Here is a 15,662-nt window from a genome sequence, read left to right on the forward strand (position 1 = left end):
GGTCATCAGTGTCGTCCCTTCGAACGAAGCCGACACCCCTTACACAAACGATCTGACACCCTCACGTCCAGGGCCGCGGGCTGCTGCGGCAGGACCTGGCCCGCAAGCTGTCCACCGGCCGCACCAGACGCAAGCCGCGTGGCAGCGAGGATCGTCGCGGGACCCGGTACGAGGACGCGTTCACGATCAGCAACCGGCCCGCCGAGGCAGCCGACCGGGCCGTGCCCGGGCACTGGGAGGGCGACCTGATCATGGGCGCCGGGAACCGGTCCGCGATCGGGACGCTGGTGGAACGCTCGACCCGGTTCGTGATCCTGCTGCACCTGCCCGGCCGGCACACCGCGGACGAGGTCGCGACCGCGATGATCGACCGGATGAGTGAACTGCCCGACCATCTGCGCCGCTCGATCACGTGGGACCGTGGCGTCGAACTGGCCGACTACGAACGGATCCAGCTCGCCCTACGGGCCCCGGTGTACTTCTGCGACCCGCACTCGCCCTGGCAGCGCGGCTCGAACGAGAACACCAACCGGTTGCTCCGGTTCTGGTTCACCAAGGGCACCGACCTGCACGCCTGGGACGCCGCCGGTCTTCGCCGAGTCCAGGACACCCTGAACCGGCGACCCCGCCCCACGCTCGACTACCGCACCCCAGCCCAAGCCCTCACCGAACTCCTCACCCGAGAAGTTGCAACGACCACTTGACATTGCCCGGCTGAGCGGCGGTGTGATGCGGATTCTCATGTGCGGGAGAATGGACGGGTGAGCGATGCCAACCGTCCCGAGCCCGCCGAGCCCGCCGAGCCCGCCGAGCCGGGGCCTGTCGACCCCGGGGCATCCGTCGCGCCCGTCGAACGGGACGCCGCAGGCGACGAGCCCGCGCCGAAGGTCGAGCGCATGGACGTCGACCCCGAGGCGGGCGAGCACCTCGAGACCGAGGTGACGAGCGACGCCGTGACGGTGCGGCGGTCGCCGCGCTACGGCAGCTTCCTGCTGCTCGGCGCCGCGCTCGGCGTGCTGGTCGCCCTGATCCTCACCTTCGCGTTCCCCGAGAACGACCAGTTCGACCGCGGCCAGGTGTTCGGCTTCCTGCTGCTGTGGTGCGGCGCCGGGGGGCTCGCGCTCGGCGGCGTCGTCGCGCTCGTCATCGACCGCGTCCTCGCCAAGCGCCGCGGCACGGCGGTCGCCGAGCACGAGTCGACGCACTACGTCGACGACGATCCCGCGAACTGAGCAGGCGGCTCGCGCCGGACGTCAGCTGAGCTGCGTGCGCTCGACCCAGTCGAGGTACTCGGGCGTGACCGTCCCGGTCACGTACTCGCCCGTGAAGCACGACAGGTCGAGGCGATCGATCGACGTGCCCTCGGTGATCGCGGCCTGGAGGTCCTCGACCTCCTGGTAGATCATGTGGTCGGCACCGAGCTCGCGGGCGATCTCGGGGATCTTCCGGTCGTGCGCGACGAGCTCGGCGCGGCTCGGCATGTTGATGCCGTAGACGTGCGGGTAGCGCACGGGCGGCGCGGCCGAGGTGAAGGTGACCTTGTTCGCGCCCGCGGCGCGGGCCATCTCGACGATCTGCTTCGACGTCGTGCCGCGCACGATCGAGTCGTCGACGATGAGCACGTTCTTGCCCTTGAACTCGGTGCCCATGGCGTTGAGCTTCTGCCGCACCGAGCGCTTGCGCGCGGCCTGCCCGGGCATGATGAACGTGCGGCCGACGTAGCGGTTCTTGTAGAAGCCCTCGCGGTACTCGATGCCGAGCTTCTGCGCGACCTGCATCGCGGCCGGGCGCGAGGAGTCGGGAATCGGCATGACGACGTCGATGTCTCCGTGGTCCATGTGGGTGGCGATCGTGTTCGCCAGCCGGTCGCCCATGCGCAGGCGCGCCTCGTAGACCGAGATGCCGTTCATGATCGAGTCGGGTCGGGCGAGGTAGACGTACTCGAACGAGCACGGCACGAGGCGCGGGTTCGCGGCGCACTGGCGCGAGATCATCTCTCCGTCGAGCGTGATGAACACGGCTTCGCCGGGCTCGACGTCGCGCACGATCTCGTAGTCGCCGTTCTCGAGCACGAGCGACTCGGAGGCCACTATCCACTCGTCCTTGCCCGCCTCCGTCGTGCGCTTGCCGAGGATGAGCGGGCGGATGCCGAACGGGTCGCGGAACGCGAGCAGGCCGTAGCCGGCGATCATCGCGATGACGGCGTAGGAGCCCTCGACGCGCTCGTGCACGTGCGAGACGGCCTGGAAGACCTGGTCGGGGTCGAGGTCGAGGCCGGTGATCTGCCCCTGCAGCTCGGTCGCGAGCACGTTGAGGAGCATCTCGGTGTCGCTCGTCGAGTTGACGTGGCGGCGGTCGATGCGGAAGAGGTCCTCGGACAGCTCGCGGGTGTTCGTGAGGTTGCCGTTGTGCACGAGGACGATGCCGTACGGCGCGTTCACGTAGAACGGCTGCGCCTCCTCCTCGCGCTCGGCCGCGCCCTTGGTCGTGTAGCGCACGTGGCCGAGGCCGATGTTGCCGAGCAGCGAGCGCATGTCGCGCGTGCGGAACGCCTCGCGCACCTGACCGCGCGCCTTGTTGATGTGGAACACGGGGCCGTCGGCCGTCGCGATGCCCGTCGAGTCCTGCCCGCGGTGCTGCAGGAGGAGGAGGCTGTCGTAGATCTGCTGGTTGACGGGCTCGGTGGAGACGATGCCGACGATGCCGCACATGCGAGCGATGGCTCCTCGGGAGGTGTGGTGAAGCGTCCGAGCTGGACGATACATCCTCGCATATGTGCGCGTGTGAGCCGGCTGAACGGATGCCGCTGCTCACGTGCGCGCGGAGGTGCCCGCGAGCGCGCGCGGGGCGGTGCCGGTGGGTCGCGCGGCGACCCGTTCGCGGCCAAACGATGAACGTACCCCGCGGGAGGGTGCACTGTCGGAACTTCCTCGGAACCCTCCGCCGAGTTGTCGATTTCCCCGAAGGATGCCTCCGGCTCTCCCCCCGAACGGGGGACGTGTGCCACGCTCTCCCGCATTCGCATATCTGCGGCGCGGCGACCTTTGGGGGGACCGCCGCCGCCTGCTCAGAAAGGGCTCACTCCATGAAGCTCACCTCAGTGCGCGCCGCGCTCGCCGGCGCCGCCCTCGTCGCGTGCGGCCTCCTCGCCGTGCCGACCGCCGCGTCGGCCGCGCCGCCCGCGGTGCCGCCGGGCGTCGACCAGCGCGCCGTGCCTGCGGCCGAACGTGCCGCCGCCGCCGGCTACTGGACGGCCGAGCGCATGCGCTCCGCCGCGCCGGCCGACGTGCTGCTCGCCGGCAAGTCGGCCTCGACGCCGGCCGCCGATGTCGCCGCCGGTGCGCCCGTCACGTACGGCAAGCCCGCGCCGGCGCCCGAGATCACGCCGATGGCCGCGAACGAGTCGCCCGTGCCGAACATCGGCAAGGTGTTCTTCACGCTGAACGGCCGCAACTACGTGTGCTCGGGCAACTCGGTCAGCTCGGCGAACGGCAGCGTCGTCGCGACGGCCGCGCACTGCGTGCACGGCGGCAAGGGCAAGTACGCGACGAACTGGACGTTCGTGCCGGCCTACGAGAACGGCGCCGCGCCCTACGGGCAGTGGGTGGCGACGAAGCTCGCCGCGCCGCAGCAGTGGACCAAGGGCGGCGACATCACCTACGACACGGCCTTCGCCACGGTCGGCACGGTCGCCGGCAAGACGCTGCAGGCCACGGTCGGCGGCACCGCGATCTCATTCAACCAGGCCCGCGGCCTCTCGTACGAGGCGTTCGGGTACCCGGCGGCGGCACCGTTCAACGGGCAGACGCTGAAGTCGTGCGCCGGCACCGCGACCCCCGACCCGTATGGCCAGACGCAGTCGCAGGGCATCCCGTGCGACATGACCGGCGGTTCGTCGGGCGGCCCCTGGTTCCTCGGCAACGGCTCGCAGAACTCGGTGAACAGCTTCGGCTACAACAACATCCCGAACGTGATGTTCGGGCCGTACTACGGCTCGGTCGCCCAGTCGACGTACGCCACGGCGGCAGCATCCTGATCGCACGTCGGGGCCGCTGAGCGCGGCCGTCGGATCGCGAAGCGCCTCGCACCGAGGGACCGGTGCGGGGCGCTTCGTCGTGTGCCGTGGGGGTGAAGGGTCCGCGCATGAGGATCCGGGTGACGGGCGGCTGGGAGGCAGCGTGGAGCGGATTCTCATGCGCGAGCAGTGCGGCGCGCGAGCAGTGCCGCGCGCGAGCCGAGCGCGTCGCGCGGAGCGCGCGCCGCTACCGCGCGTGCAGCTCGACGAAGGTCCGCAGCATCCGGCTCGGCTCCGACACGACCGCGCGCGCGGCCGCGGCCAGCGTGAGCTCGAGCTCGTCGGCCGCGAAGTAGCCGTAGCTCGCGTAGGCGCGGATGCGCACGATGATGCCCTCGAGGTCGAGCTCGGGGTGGAACTGCGTGGCGTAGACGTTGGAGCCGACACGGAACACCTGCACCGGGCACGTCGGCGAGGAGCCGAGCAGCGTCGCCGACGGCGGCAGCGCGCGGATCGCCTCCTTGTGCCCGACGAACGCGTTGAACGCCTCCGGCATGCCGGCGAGCAGCGGGTCCGCCGCCCCGGCCGACGTGAGGGTCACGGGCACCACGCCGATCTTCTCGGCGAAGTGGTCGTCGATCACCGCGCCCTGGTGCGCGCCGAGCGTGCCGACGCCGTAGCAGGCGCCGAGGAACGGGAAGTCGCGTGCGACGACCTCGTCGAGCAGGGCCGCGAACTCGGCCTCGACCCGGTCCTGCACGGCCGACTTCCGCTCGGGCGGGTCGGAGGCGTTGAACGGCCCGCCGCCGACGAAGATGCCCGACAGTGCGTCGAGGTCGAGCCGCGGCATCCGCTCGGCCTCGAGTCGCACGCGGATGAGGTCGCGCTCGTCGAGTCCGGTGCCGCGGAGGAAGAGGGCGTACTCCTCGTCGGCGGGCTGGTCCTCTGCGCGGGTGGCGAGGAGCACGAACGGCTTCACGGCCCCACGATACGCGCGGCGCTCGCCGCGTGTCAGTACTGCGAGGGCGTGGGCAGCACGGCCATGGTGCACCGCGACACGCACACGAGGCGGCCCTGCTCGTCGGTGATGCGGATGTCCCACACCTGCGTCGTACGGCCCCGCGTGATGGGGCTCGCCTCCGCGTACACCCACCCCTCGGACACCGGGCGGACGTGGTTCGCGTTGATCTCCATGCCGACGCAGTAGTACTGCGCCGGGTCGACCGTGAACGACGCGCCCCAGCTCGCGAGCGTCTCGGCGAGGGCGACGGATGCTCCGCCGTGCAGTACACCCGCCGGCTGGCGGGTTCGGTGGTCCACCGGCATCCGCCCCTTCAACGACCCCTCGGTGACCTCGGTCATCTCGATGCCGAGGGCGCGGATCAGGGCGTGCTCGCCGCGCGAGTTCGCCCACTCCAGTGAGGGCTCGCCGAACCAGATGCTCATGCGATCGAGTCTGCCACGCGCCGATGCTGCGCCTGCGGCGACCGGGCGGCCATGATGGTGCCGTGGGCGACGACGAGGACACCCGAGCGCTGCACGAGCCCGTGCGCGGTCCGGTGGCGGCCGGGTCGACGGCGCTGCGCGACCCGGTCGTCGACCTCGCGAGGGTCGCCTGCATCCTCCTGGTCGTCGTGGCGCACCTCCTCATGGTCGGCGTCGGCCTCGATCCATCCGGTCGGATCGTGCTGTCCCGCCCCGTTGAGGAACAGCCGTGGTTCGTCGCCGCGACGTGGGTCGGGCAGGTCATGCCGCTGTTCTTCGCGTTGGGCGGCTTCACCGCGGCGACCTCGTGGCGCCGCCGCCGCGCGCTGGGCGACACCGCCGCCGACTTCGTCCGCTCCCGCACGCTGCGGCTGGCGGCGCCTGCGCTTCCGCTATTCGCCGTCGTCGCGACCGCGCTCGTCATCGCGACGCTCGCCCGCGCCGACCCCGTACTGCGGGACACGATCGCGGCGGGCATCGGCGTGCCGCTCTGGTTCCTCGCCGCGTACCTCCTCGTGCAGTGCCTGGTGCCGTGGCTCCTCGCGCTGCACGAGCGGGCGCCGCGCGGCACGCTCATCGCGCTCGCCGGTGCCGCAGCGATCGTCGACGTCGCCCGGTTCGCGACGGGCAGTCGGGAGGTCGGGCTGATCGACCTGGTCTTCGTCGGCGGCTTCGTGCAGCAACTCGGGTTCTGGTACGCCGACGGGTGGTTCGGCGGCCGTCGGCGCGTGCAGCTCGCGGTCATCGCGGTCGCGGCCTACGCGCTGGCGTGGCTCGGCGTCGCCGCGGGATGGCACGCGCCGAACATGCTGACCAACCTCGACCCGCCGACCGTCTCGCTCATGCTGCTCGGGGTCGCGCAGATGAGCCTGCTGACGCTCTTCCACCCCGCGCTCGGGCGCCTGATGGGCTCCCGGTCCGTGCGCGCCGGCGTCGCGTTCGTCGCGAGCAGGGCGCTGACGCTCTACCTCTGGCACATGCCGGTCATCGTCGTCATCGCGGGGACCTCGCTCCTCCTGCCGGGCCTCGCTCCGGCGCCGACGGATGCCGCGTGGTGGATCGGACGCCCCGTCGTGCTGGCGGTCGTGCTCATCGTCGTGTGGCTCATCTCGTACCCGCTCGCGCGATTCGACCGATTCGTCCGGGCCGCTCCGGCCGGATCCCGCCGCCCGTCCGCCGCGGCGATCATGCTCGCCGCCGTGCTCGCGCTCGTTCCGCTCCTCGCGGTGATCCTCAGGCGGCTCGACCTGGCGCTCGCCGTGGCGGGGACCGTGCTGCTCACGGCCGCCGTCGCGCTCGATCGCGCTCGCCCGCCGCGTTCGGAGGAGGCGCGCGACGTCAGGCCAGCTCGGCGATGATCGGGTGGATCGCGTCGTCGAACGCCGCGGCATCGGACCGCAGCGTGTCGGTGACGGCCACGGTCTTCTCGCCGATCCACCAGATGCCGGATGCCGCGAGCGGCAGCACCTCGACGTTCAGCTCGAACGAGTGCGCGCGCCGGCCGACCTCGCGCTCGTGCTCGGCGATCGAGCCCGCGTAGGCGCGGTACGTGTCGCCCGACCGGGCGGCGGAGGCCGTGCGGTAGCGCTCGTGCGCCCAGTCGGCCCAGGCCAGCCCGGCCTCGGCGTGCGGGCGGATGGCGGCCGCGAGCGCCTCGGCCCCGGTGACGGGGAGCGCGACCGCCGTGCCGAAGCCCTCGACGAGTTCGAGCGGCACGGGCGACGGGTGCGACTCGGGCTCGATGGTCATCGACCACCACTCGCGCCACTGCTTCTCGAGCGTGTCGTGCGCGTCGACGTCGCGCGACCCCTCGGGGCCGATGCGCCCGACATCACGCAGTCGCGGGAGTTCGGCGGGCGACGCGACGCCGAGCACCTCCCGCAGGTAGAGGGCGAGGAGGGCTCCGGTGCTCGCATTCTCGCGAATCACCCACGATGGCGTGGCACCCGCGTGCATGCACGGATTCTACCGCCGGCCTCCGACAGCGGGCCCGAGCGGCGCGCGCCGCGCGGGTACCCTTGTCGGGTGAGCGCGAACTCGTCCTATGCCGCTGCCGGAGTCGACACCGCCGCCGGCGACCTCGCCGTCGAACTGATGAAGGAAGCGGTCGCGAACACGCACGGTCCGAACGTGCTCGGCGGCGTCGGCGGCTTCGCCGGCCTCTACGACCTCTCGTTCGCGAAGGACTACGCCCGCCCCCTCCTCGCGACCTCGACCGACGGCGTCGGCACCAAGATCGCGATCGCGCAGGCGCTCGACATCCACGACACGATCGGCCAGGACCTGGTGGGCATGGTCGTCGACGACATCGTCGTGGTCGGCGCGACCCCGCTCTTCATGACGGACTACATCGCGTGCGGCAAGGTCGTGCCCGACCGCATCGCCGCGATCGTCACCGGCATCGCGCGCGCGTGCGCCGAGACCGGCACGGCGCTCGTCGGCGGCGAGACCGCCGAGCACCCGGGCCTCATGGGCGTCGACGACTACGACGTCGCCGGTGCCGCGGTGGGCGTCGTCGAGGCCGATCGCGCGCTCGGCGCCGAGCGCGTGCAGGGCGGCGACGCCGTCATCGCGATCGAATCGTCGGGCCTGCACTCGAACGGCTACTCCCTCGTCCGCCACGTGCTCGCCAACGCGAACGTGACGTACACGGATGCCTCGGCCGACCTCGGCACGACGTGGGGCGAGGCGCTGCTCGAGCCCACGCGCCTCTACTCCGGCCCGCTCGTGAAGCTGCTCGCGCACGACACCGTCGGCCCGGCCGTGCACTCGCTCTCGCACGTCACGGGCGGCGGCATCGCGGCGAACCTCGCGCGCGTCCTCCCGCGCGGTTCCTGGGTCGAGGTCGACCGCTCGACCTGGTCGCCGCAGCCCGTGTTCCGCGTGCTGAACGACCTCGCGGGCACGACGCTCGAGTCGACCGAGGGCACCTGGAACCTCGGCATCGGCTTCTTCGCGGTCGTCGCAGCGGATGCCGCGGCATCCGTCATCGCCGAGCTCGGCACGCTCGGCCTGCCCGCCTGGCAGGTCGGCACGGTCTCGACCGGCGAACGCGACACCGCGGCATCCGGCTGGGAGCAGGGCGCCAAGGGCGTGGACGGCGGCGCGGTCCGCCTCGTCGGCGGCTACGCGAGCTGATCGCGTGCGCGCCGCCGTCTCGATCGGGCTCCCCGGCACTACCTCGTCGGAAACGTTGCAGGCGCTCGCCCCGCGGCTCGAGCGCCTCGGCTTCGACGGACTCTGGCTGAACGACGTGCCGGGCGGCGACTCGCTCGCCGGCCTCCGCGTGGTCGCCGAGACGACCGAACGCCTCCGGCTCGGGACGGGCGTGATCCCGATCGACCGTCGACCGGTCGCGAGGCTCGACCTCGCCGGCATCCCGGCTGAGCGCACGACGTTCGGCATCGGCTCGGGCGGCACGCACCACCCCGTCGGCGCGATGGCCGACGCCGTCGCGGAGCTCCGCGTTCGCACCGACGCCCGCATCGCGGTCGGCGCCCTCGGGCCGCGCATGCGGCGGCTCGCAGCCGAGCTCGCCGACGCCGTCGTGCTGAACTGGCTGACGCCCGCCGCCGCGGCCGCCGCCATGGACGACCTGCGACGCGACGCGGGCGACCGCTCCGGCGAGGTGCGCGGCGTGCTCTACGTTCGCACCATCTCCGACGGCGCGGCGCGTGCGGCGCTGCAGAAGGAGGCGGACCGGTACGGCTCGTACGTGTCGTACGCGGCCAACTTCGCCCGCCTCGGAGTCCAGCCGATCGACGCCACGATCAACCGGGAGTCCGCCTTGCACGCCTACGACGGCGTCGTCGACGAGGTCGTGCTCCGCGCGATCACCGCGGGCGGCACGCTCGACGAGCTCGAGCGGTTCGCGGAGACCACGGCCGAGTGGCGCGCGGCGCAGTCGGACGGCTGAGCCGCTCGTCCTGGGTCCGGGTCCGATCGCAGTCCGAGCCCGGGCGGCCGGGCCGGGCCGGGGGACCATCGGCCGTGGGACGGCGCCCCCGCAGGGGCTAGCGTCGGCGGCGTGAGCGACCTCTCTCCGGCTCCGACCGCGGCTCCCGCCGCGCCGCGCACGTTCCGGCTCGGCCGCTGGATCGTCGGCACCGTGCTCGGCGAGAGCGTCGGCTTCCTGGTCCCGGTGACGGGCTTCGCGCTCGCCGACGCCGCGGAGCTCTCGGGCTGGTCCGCCTGGCTCCTGCTGGTCGCCTTCGGCGCCGGCGAGGGCGCCCTGCTGGGCCTCGGCCAGTCGCTCGCGCTGCGCGGTGGATCGGCGGCCGTGCCGGTCGGCGGATGGGTCGCGGCGACGGCGGGCGCGGCATCCGCTGCCTGGGCCATCGGGATGCTGCCCTCGACGCTCGCCGACCTCGGCGTCGCGATCGACTGGGCGCTGCCGGTGACCTGGGTGCTCGTCGGGATCGGCGGGCTCGTGCTGCTCGCGAGCATTCCGCTCGCGCAGTGGCCCGTGCTCGCCGCGGCCGGCGTGCCGCGCGCGTGGCGGTGGGTGCCGCTCGGCATGGCCGCCTGGCTCGCGGGCCTGCCGTTCACGTTCGCGCCGTCGCCGATCGTCGACGCGGGCACGCCGGCACCGGTCGTGTTCGCCCTCTTCGCGGCATCCGGCGTGCTGATGGCCGTCACGATGGCGCTCGTGACCGGCTTCGGGCTCAGGCGGATGCTGCGCGGGTGACCGCGCTCTGACCACCGCTCGCCGACGCGCGGACCGCACCGCCGGGACGCGGTGCGATCGCGCGGGCACGCGAAGAACCCGGCGCGGCGACCCTCTCGGATCTGCCGCTCAGCCGGGGATGATCAGGAGCGGTGGGACCCGTCGTCGTGGACGTAGGAGTCGTCGTCGGCGTATTCCGCCCACTTCGACATCTCTTCGTCGGTGTGGTCATGCGAAGCCGTGAGCTCGCGCTCGAGCGCGCTGTAGTCGGTGGCCGGGCTGAAGTACTTCAGCTCCCGAGCGACCTTGGTGTGCTTGGCTTTCTGACGGCCGCGCCCCATGCGTGACCCCCTTACGACGTCTGGCCGGATGGGATGGACGTCACCCGGCTCTTTGATATGAACAATCCCGGCTGGTAGTTTACCACCGCCTCGGGCGCCGATCGGATGCCACGGCGGCGCTGTGGAGGCCCTGTGGACGCCGCGAAGTGGCCCGGAGCACCCCTCCGGACATGGTGGGATGGTGGGGTGGATGCGATCCCCGACCGCGTGAAGGTCGCGGTGATCGGTGCCGGACAGGCGGGGCTGTCTGTCGCCTTTTACCTGCGACGCTTCGAACTCGTCGCCGACGAGGACTTCGTCATGCTCGATCGCGCCCCCGGACCGGGTGGCGCGTGGCAGCATCGTTGGTCGTCCCTGCGCCTGGGCACGGCGCACAAGGTGAACGACCTGCCGGGCATGGGGGAGCTCGGCCTCAGCTTCGAGACCGCCGACCGCACGCTTCCGGCCAAGGAGGTCGTCGCGGACTACTACGGCAGGTTCGAGGAGCACTACCGGCTGAACGTGCACCGCCCGGTCGACGTCCGGCGCATCACCAACGACGGCGTCGACCTGCGCATCGAGTACGACGACCTCAGCCCGCAGCCCGTCGAGGAGCTGAAGAGCCGCGGGTTCTTCGGCCGTCGCCGGAAGACGTTCGAGGCGGCACCGCCGCCGCCCGTGCCGCGCGGCGAACTGCGAGCCCAGTTCCTCGTCAACGCGACGGGCACGTGGGGCTCGCCGTTCGTGCCGTACTACCCGGGCATGGGCGAGTTCCGCGGTCGCCACGTGCACACGTCCGACTTCGCGTCGGCCGATGACTTCCGCGACGAGAACGTGGTCGTCGTCGGCGGCGGCACGTCGGCCATCGGCTTCATGCTCGAGCTCGAGGGCGTGGCATCCGGCCTCACCTGGGTGTCGCGCCGGCCGATCGACTGGCTCGATCGCCAGGAGCTCGACCTCGAGGGCGCGTCGGCCGCGGTGTCGAGGCAGGACGAGGCGGCTCGCGCGGGTCGCGCGCTCCCGTCGGTCGTGAGCGGCACGGGCGTGCCGAAGAACCGCCGCATCGCGGCCGGCATCGATCGGGGCCTGCTCGTCGCCAAGCCGATGTTCGACCGCATCGAGGCCGACCGCGTGGTCTGGTCCGACGGCAGCACGGCGAAGGCCGATGCGATCATCTGGGCGACGGGCTTCCGCCCCGAGCTGCGTCACCTCTCCCCGCTGAGGCTCCGCGAGAAGGCCGGCGGCGTCACCGTCGGGCAGGGGGCGGCCTGGCACGATCCGCGGATCTTCCTCGCCGGCTACGGACCGCAGGCCTCGACCATCGGCGCGAGCCGCGCCGGCCGGATGATCGCGCGCCAGATCATGGCGATGATCTAGCGCGCGCTCACCGCACCAGCAGGTAGAGGCCGAGCGCGGCGCCGATGCCGAGGGCGAGCGTGACGAGCACGTTGAGGATCGCGGCGCGCCACCGCCCGCCGTCGGCGAGCTCGATCGTCTCGACGCACCACGTGCTGAACGTCGTGAGCCCCCCGCAGAAGCCCGTGACGAGCACGAGCCGGAGGTCGTCGGAGACGGCGGCGCGCTCGGCGAGCCCGATGACGGCGCCGGCGATGCCGGACCCCACGACGTTGACGACGAGGATGCCGCCCGGCAGGTGCCCCGGGCGGACCGGGTACGCCCTCGAGAGGAGGTAGCGGATCACCGCGCCGACGGCGCCCGCGACGAGCACCGCCGCGATGACGAGCGCGCTCACAGCGTCGCCCCGTCGTCGGTGACCTCGGTCGGCATCGGCCGGTGGGCCAGCGATGACCCGACCTTCAGTCCGGCGGCGGCGAGCGCGAGGCCGGCGACGAGGGAGACGCCGAGGTAGAGCGCGGCGAGGGCCGTGGCCTCTTCGCGGTCGAGGATCGCGACCGCCCCCATCACGGCCGAGAGGGTGGTGAACGAGCCGATGAGCCCCGAGCCGATGCCCGCCTTCAACCACGGTGGCGTCGAGGGCCTCGTCCAGAGCCCGCCCGCGAGCCAGCCGAGCACGAACGTGCCGAGCAGGTTCGCGATGAACGTCGACCACGGGAAGCCGTCGTCGGCGTGCGGCAGCACCGTGTCGAGCGCGAGGCGGAGGCCGGTGCCGAGGAGACCGCCGACGAAGACCGCGAGGGAGGGGGGCACCCGTTTCTCCTATGTCAAGTCTCAGGCTGCGAGGGGCAGCGCTGTGGTGGGTCTGGTGACTTGTTGGTCAGCGTGAAGGGCGTGGAAGACCACGCGGGCGAGGCGACGCTTCAGGCAGCGGAGGGCCTCGACGGTCGAGTCGCCCTGCTCGAGTCGTTTCCGGTAGTACGCGCGGCCGAGACCGTCGAGCCGGATCTGCGTCACGGCGATGCGGTGCAGGGCTGCGTTGAGCTGGCGGTTCCCGGTTCGGCTCATCCGGACCCTGCCTCGAGTGCTCCCGGACCAGACCGGCAACGGGGCCACTCCAGCGTTCATCGCGAAGCACGCCTCGGATCGGAACCGGGATACGTTCGCGGTCTCCCCGGCGATCTTCGCCGCGCTGAGCGGTCCGCAGCCGGGCGCTGCGGTCAGGTGCGGGTAGTCGGCGTCCACCCTGGCCGTGATCCGCCGTTCGAGCGTGTCGATCTTGCCGCTGACCGTGTCGATGTCGGCCAGGATATCCCGAGCCAACTCGGCAACCAGACTGTCCCGGCCGGCCAACCAAGCCGCGACACGTCGACGCTGCTTGGCGATCGCGAACCCCTTCACCGGGACGTCGAACTCAGGGTCCAGCTCATGCAGGTGCCACCGCAGCCGGTTGATCTGCCTGGTCCGCTCACCCACCAGACCCTCACGCCGATCCACCAACAGCTTCAACTCCCGGGTCGACTCGTCATGTTCGGCCGCGGGAAGGTCGGGTTCACGCAGCACCGCGCGGGCCACCGCGAGCGCATCGATCGGATCGGACTTGCCCCGCTCCCGTGCCGAGGATCGAGTCTGCGCCATCAGCTTCGGCGGCACCCGGACCACCTCCTGGCCACCGGCGAGCAGGTCACGCTCCAGCCGGGCAGACAGATGCCGGCAATCCTCCACACCCCAGCGCAGCCGATCATCGAACTCGGCCCGCGCCCACCGCAACACCGCCTCATGACCGGCCGTCGTGGCCTTCACCGTGCGCTCGGCGAGCTTGCGGCCGACCTCGTCGACCGCGACGAACGTGTGCGTGGCCTTGTGGACATCCGCACCGATGACGATCACCATGGAAATCGTCTCCTTCCAACGCTGAGGGAACACAGGTTGGGCCGGTCGGCGGACAAACCTCAGTCGGGGGCGATGCCACGCTCCTATCAAGTCACGCCGGCCGGTCCTTCACACCCGACGTCGGCAAAACGCGTGCACGCCAACCCGAAGCGGCAACGAGGCTACGAGCCAGACGCCAGGTGATCAGGATCCAACCACCGCGAAGCGGCACTGTCACCCTGACACTGAGTCGAGGCTACGCCGTGGTCGGGCGGGAGGCGGGCAGCACCCACACGTTCGACTCGAGCCAGGTGCGACATCGCTCGCACGGCGCCTCCCGGTGCATGAGGATCCCCCCGAGGGTGCCGCACGCTGGGGTGTCGGCTGGAATCTCATGCACCTCGGGGTCGGTGAGGCGAGGTGCACCGGGGCTACCGCTGGGCGAGCTCCTGCAGGACCTCGGCGCGCACGTCGGCGAGACGAGTGCGCAGCAGCGACACCGTGTCGGCGTTCACCCGTCCGCGATTGGCCTGGTTGCGCAGCTCGAGGCGGATCTGCTGGCGGAACTCGGTGATCGCCAGGTCGGCCTCGTGCATGGCGCGCGTCGACTCCGCGCTCGGCTGAGGGGTCGCCGACTCGGTGGTCGCGGCCTTGCGCGCGTCGCGGGCGGCGCTCGCCAGTTCGGCCCTGAGCGTGCGCATGGCCGAGTCGACCTCGGCGCGGACGCCGTCGGCGAGGCGGCGGATCGAGTCGGTCATGTCGTCCTCGATGGCGTCGAGCTCGTGCCGACGGGACTCGAGCTCGGCGCGCCCCGCGTCGGTGATCTCGTACACCGACTTGCGGCCGTCGGTGCGCTTGGTCACGAGCCCCTCCTCCTCGAGCTTGGCGAGGCGCGGGTAGATCGTGCCGGCGCTCGGCGAGTACGTGCCGCCGAATCGGTCGGACAGGGCCTGGATCAGCTCGTACCCGTGACGGGGCTGCTCGTCGAGCAGGGCGAGCAGGTAGAGGCGCAGGTTGCCGTGGGCGAACACCGGCGGGTTCATGCCGAGGCCTCGCCGGAATCGGCGGGAGCCGTCGCCGGCTGGCGCCGGATCACCGAGATGCTGCCTGACACGCTGTTTGCGCCGAGGTCGAGCCACGTGCCCTCGAGTTCGCCCGTGACGCGCTCGAAGCCCTTGCCCAGCGTGCCCTTGATCTGCGTGTCGTCGAGCAGCAGCTTGCCGCTCACCGTGTTCACGCGGTAGCGGGCGCCGCTGCCGGGATCGAAGCGCAGGGTGAGGTCGCCCGAGACGCTGTTCGTGTCGACCCGGCTCGGGGTGCCCTTCGCGTCGAGCACCATGTCGCCCGAGACCGTGTCGACGTTGAACGAGCCGACCTCGCCGGTGACCGTCACGTCGCCCGAGACGGTGTGCGCGGTGACCCGGCCGGTGTGATCGCCGACCGAGATCTCGCCCGACACGCTCGAGCACTCGACGTCGCCCGCGTGGTTGTCGATCACGAGGTCGCCCGAGACCGCGCTGAACTTGCCGTCGTTGTCGAAGCCCGACACGAGCGCGTCGCCCGAGACGACGCCGAGCTTCATCGCGACGTGCCGCGGCGCGAGGATCGACACCTCGGCCTTGGCGCTGCCCGTGAAGCCCTTGAAGACCTCGAGGAAGTTGTCCCACCGCAGCTGCGGGTGGTCGATCTCGAGCGAGTCGCCGTCGATCCGGATCATCAGGTCCTTTCCGGTGACGTTCGATACCTCGACGCGCGCGCCGGGTTCGTCGTGCGCGATGACGTCGACCTTGCCGCCGATGAGGCTGACCTTGAGCTTGCGGACGAGTTCGAGGTCGATGACCCGGCTCTCACCGGGGTTCACGACCCACTTCTCGATGGCCATGTGCGTGCTCCTTCTGATGGACGGTTCGAGATCACGATATATCGCGTTTGGAGACAAGTCAAGATA

General features: G+C 71.6%; 17 protein-coding genes and 1 pseudogene. 8 read left to right on the forward strand and 10 right to left on the reverse strand.

The annotated features are described in order from the left end of the window. Window positions 1-62 precede the first annotated feature (62 nt). Both GJ743_RS04235 and GJ743_RS04240 read left to right on the forward strand, forming a co-directional pair. Window positions 63-704: pseudogene (locus GJ743_RS04235) on the forward strand (IS30 family transposase); the annotation flags it as partial. A gap of 57 nt (window positions 705-761) precedes the next feature. Beyond that, window positions 762-1,232, forward strand: a complete 471-nt coding sequence (locus GJ743_RS04240; protein ID WP_328288773.1) for a hypothetical protein — start codon at window positions 762-764, stop codon at window positions 1,230-1,232. A 21-nt stretch (window positions 1,233-1,253) separates the two neighbouring features. Here the strand turns inward: GJ743_RS04240 and purF are convergent, their stop codons facing one another. Further along, on the reverse strand, window positions 1,254-2,711 hold the full coding sequence (purF, locus tag GJ743_RS04245) for an amidophosphoribosyltransferase (RefSeq protein ID WP_155050699.1): 1,458 nt from the start codon (window positions 2,709-2,711) through the stop codon (window positions 1,254-1,256). Window positions 2,712-3,085: 374 nt separating this feature from the next. On the opposite strand from purF, the gene GJ743_RS04250 reads away from it, so the two are divergent. Continuing rightward, window positions 3,086-4,036 carry a trypsin-like serine peptidase gene (locus GJ743_RS04250; RefSeq protein ID WP_155050700.1) on the forward strand — a complete coding sequence of 317 codons (951 nt, stop codon included), beginning with the start codon at window positions 3,086-3,088 and terminating at the stop codon, window positions 4,034-4,036. Between the two features lie 226 nt (window positions 4,037-4,262). Here GJ743_RS04250 and GJ743_RS04255 read toward each other — a convergent pair whose 3' ends face one another. Together GJ743_RS04255 and GJ743_RS04260 are read right to left on the reverse strand one after the other, a co-directional pair. Further along, complete coding sequence (locus GJ743_RS04255) at window positions 4,263-4,994, reverse strand: glutamine amidotransferase (RefSeq protein ID WP_328288774.1); 732 nt, start codon at window positions 4,992-4,994, stop codon at window positions 4,263-4,265. Between the two features lie 32 nt (window positions 4,995-5,026). Further along, entirely contained in the window at window positions 5,027-5,461 is a 435-nt protein-coding gene (locus tag GJ743_RS04260; protein WP_155050701.1) for a hotdog fold thioesterase, read from the reverse strand. A 62-nt stretch (window positions 5,462-5,523) separates the two neighbouring features. Between GJ743_RS04260 and GJ743_RS04265 the strand changes: the two genes are divergently transcribed. After that, on the forward strand, window positions 5,524-6,858 hold the full coding sequence (locus tag GJ743_RS04265; RefSeq protein ID WP_328288775.1) for an acyltransferase family protein: 1,335 nt from the start codon (window positions 5,524-5,526) through the stop codon (window positions 6,856-6,858). On the opposite strand, the gene GJ743_RS04270 is transcribed toward GJ743_RS04265, so the two are convergent. Continuing rightward, complete coding sequence (locus GJ743_RS04270) at window positions 6,839-7,456, reverse strand: zinc-binding alcohol dehydrogenase (RefSeq protein ID WP_155050703.1); 618 nt, start codon at window positions 7,454-7,456, stop codon at window positions 6,839-6,841. The two genes, GJ743_RS04265 and GJ743_RS04270, sit on opposite strands and share 20 nt — an antisense overlap. 69 nt (window positions 7,457-7,525) lie before the next feature. Between GJ743_RS04270 and purM the strand changes: the two genes are divergently transcribed. The 3 genes from purM to GJ743_RS04285 all read left to right on the forward strand — a co-directional run bounded on the left by purM (window position 7,526) and on the right by GJ743_RS04285 (window position 10,187). After that, window positions 7,526-8,638 (forward strand): phosphoribosylformylglycinamidine cyclo-ligase, encoded by a 1,113-nt coding sequence (gene purM, locus GJ743_RS04275; protein ID WP_328288776.1) that lies wholly within the window; start codon window positions 7,526-7,528, stop codon window positions 8,636-8,638. Between the two features lie 55 nt (window positions 8,639-8,693). Then, entirely contained in the window at window positions 8,694-9,416 is a 723-nt protein-coding gene (locus GJ743_RS04280; RefSeq protein ID WP_155050704.1) for an LLM class flavin-dependent oxidoreductase, read from the forward strand. Between the two features lie 111 nt (window positions 9,417-9,527). Further along, window positions 9,528-10,187, forward strand: a complete 660-nt coding sequence (locus GJ743_RS04285; protein ID WP_230386464.1) for a hypothetical protein — start codon at window positions 9,528-9,530, stop codon at window positions 10,185-10,187. A 122-nt stretch (window positions 10,188-10,309) separates the two neighbouring features. Here GJ743_RS04285 and GJ743_RS04290 read toward each other — a convergent pair whose 3' ends face one another. Further along, complete coding sequence (locus tag GJ743_RS04290; RefSeq protein WP_155050705.1) at window positions 10,310-10,507, reverse strand: DUF3073 domain-containing protein; 198 nt, start codon at window positions 10,505-10,507, stop codon at window positions 10,310-10,312. 186 nt (window positions 10,508-10,693) lie between these two features. Between GJ743_RS04290 and GJ743_RS04295 the strand changes: the two genes are divergently transcribed. Continuing rightward, window positions 10,694-11,863 (forward strand): NAD(P)-binding domain-containing protein, encoded by a 1,170-nt coding sequence (locus GJ743_RS04295; protein WP_328288777.1) that lies wholly within the window; start codon window positions 10,694-10,696, stop codon window positions 11,861-11,863. 7 nt (window positions 11,864-11,870) lie between these two features. On the opposite strand, the gene crcB is transcribed toward GJ743_RS04295, so the two are convergent. The 5 genes from crcB to GJ743_RS04320 form a co-directional block, all read right to left on the reverse strand. Beyond that, window positions 11,871-12,239, reverse strand: coding sequence for a fluoride efflux transporter CrcB (crcB, locus tag GJ743_RS04300; RefSeq protein WP_328288778.1), 369 nt, complete (start codon window positions 12,237-12,239; stop codon window positions 11,871-11,873). Continuing rightward, window positions 12,236-12,655, reverse strand: a complete 420-nt coding sequence (locus tag GJ743_RS04305) for a FluC/FEX family fluoride channel (RefSeq protein ID WP_328288779.1) — start codon at window positions 12,653-12,655, stop codon at window positions 12,236-12,238. The genes crcB and GJ743_RS04305 overlap by 4 nt, the downstream gene beginning before the upstream one ends. Before the next feature lie 21 nt (window positions 12,656-12,676). Beyond that, window positions 12,677-13,735 (reverse strand): IS110 family RNA-guided transposase, encoded by a 1,059-nt coding sequence (locus GJ743_RS04310; protein ID WP_155050707.1) that lies wholly within the window; start codon window positions 13,733-13,735, stop codon window positions 12,677-12,679. A 410-nt stretch (window positions 13,736-14,145) separates the two neighbouring features. Further along, window positions 14,146-14,757: a PadR family transcriptional regulator gene (locus GJ743_RS04315; protein WP_155050708.1), complete on the reverse strand. Its 612-nt coding sequence runs from the start codon at window positions 14,755-14,757 to the stop codon at window positions 14,146-14,148. Further along, a complete protein-coding gene (locus tag GJ743_RS04320) occupies window positions 14,754-15,596 on the reverse strand; it encodes a DUF4097 family beta strand repeat-containing protein (RefSeq protein WP_155050709.1) in 843 nt (280 codons plus the stop codon). The genes GJ743_RS04315 and GJ743_RS04320 overlap by 4 nt, the downstream gene beginning before the upstream one ends. Window positions 15,597-15,662: the final 66 nt, after the last annotated feature.

It is taken from the genome of Agromyces bracchium, assembly GCF_009709675.1.
Taxonomy (GTDB): domain Bacteria; phylum Actinomycetota; class Actinomycetes; order Actinomycetales; family Microbacteriaceae; genus Agromyces; species Agromyces bracchium.

Bases quoted from the DNA above. Each gene is read 5' to 3' on its own strand.
- purF (WP_155050699.1), bottom strand. From the start codon at position 2,711: ATGTGCGGCATCGTCGGCATCGTCTCCACCGAGCCCGTCAACCAGCAG.
- GJ743_RS04320 (WP_155050709.1), bottom strand. From the start codon at position 15,596: ATGGCCATCGAGAAGTGGGTCGTGAACCCCGGTGAGAGCCGGGTCATC.
- GJ743_RS04310 (WP_155050707.1), bottom strand. From the start codon at position 13,735: ATGGTGATCGTCATCGGTGCGGATGTCCACAAGGCCACGCACACGTTC.
- GJ743_RS04250 (WP_155050700.1), top strand. From the start codon at position 3,086: ATGAAGCTCACCTCAGTGCGCGCCGCGCTCGCCGGCGCCGCCCTCGTC.
- GJ743_RS04315 (WP_155050708.1), bottom strand. From the start codon at position 14,757: ATGAACCCGCCGGTGTTCGCCCACGGCAACCTGCGCCTCTACCTGCTC.
- GJ743_RS04290 (WP_155050705.1), bottom strand. From the start codon at position 10,507: ATGGGGCGCGGCCGTCAGAAAGCCAAGCACACCAAGGTCGCTCGGGAG.
- GJ743_RS04260 (WP_155050701.1), bottom strand. From the start codon at position 5,461: ATGAGCATCTGGTTCGGCGAGCCCTCACTGGAGTGGGCGAACTCGCGC.
- GJ743_RS04270 (WP_155050703.1), bottom strand. From the start codon at position 7,456: ATGCACGCGGGTGCCACGCCATCGTGGGTGATTCGCGAGAATGCGAGC.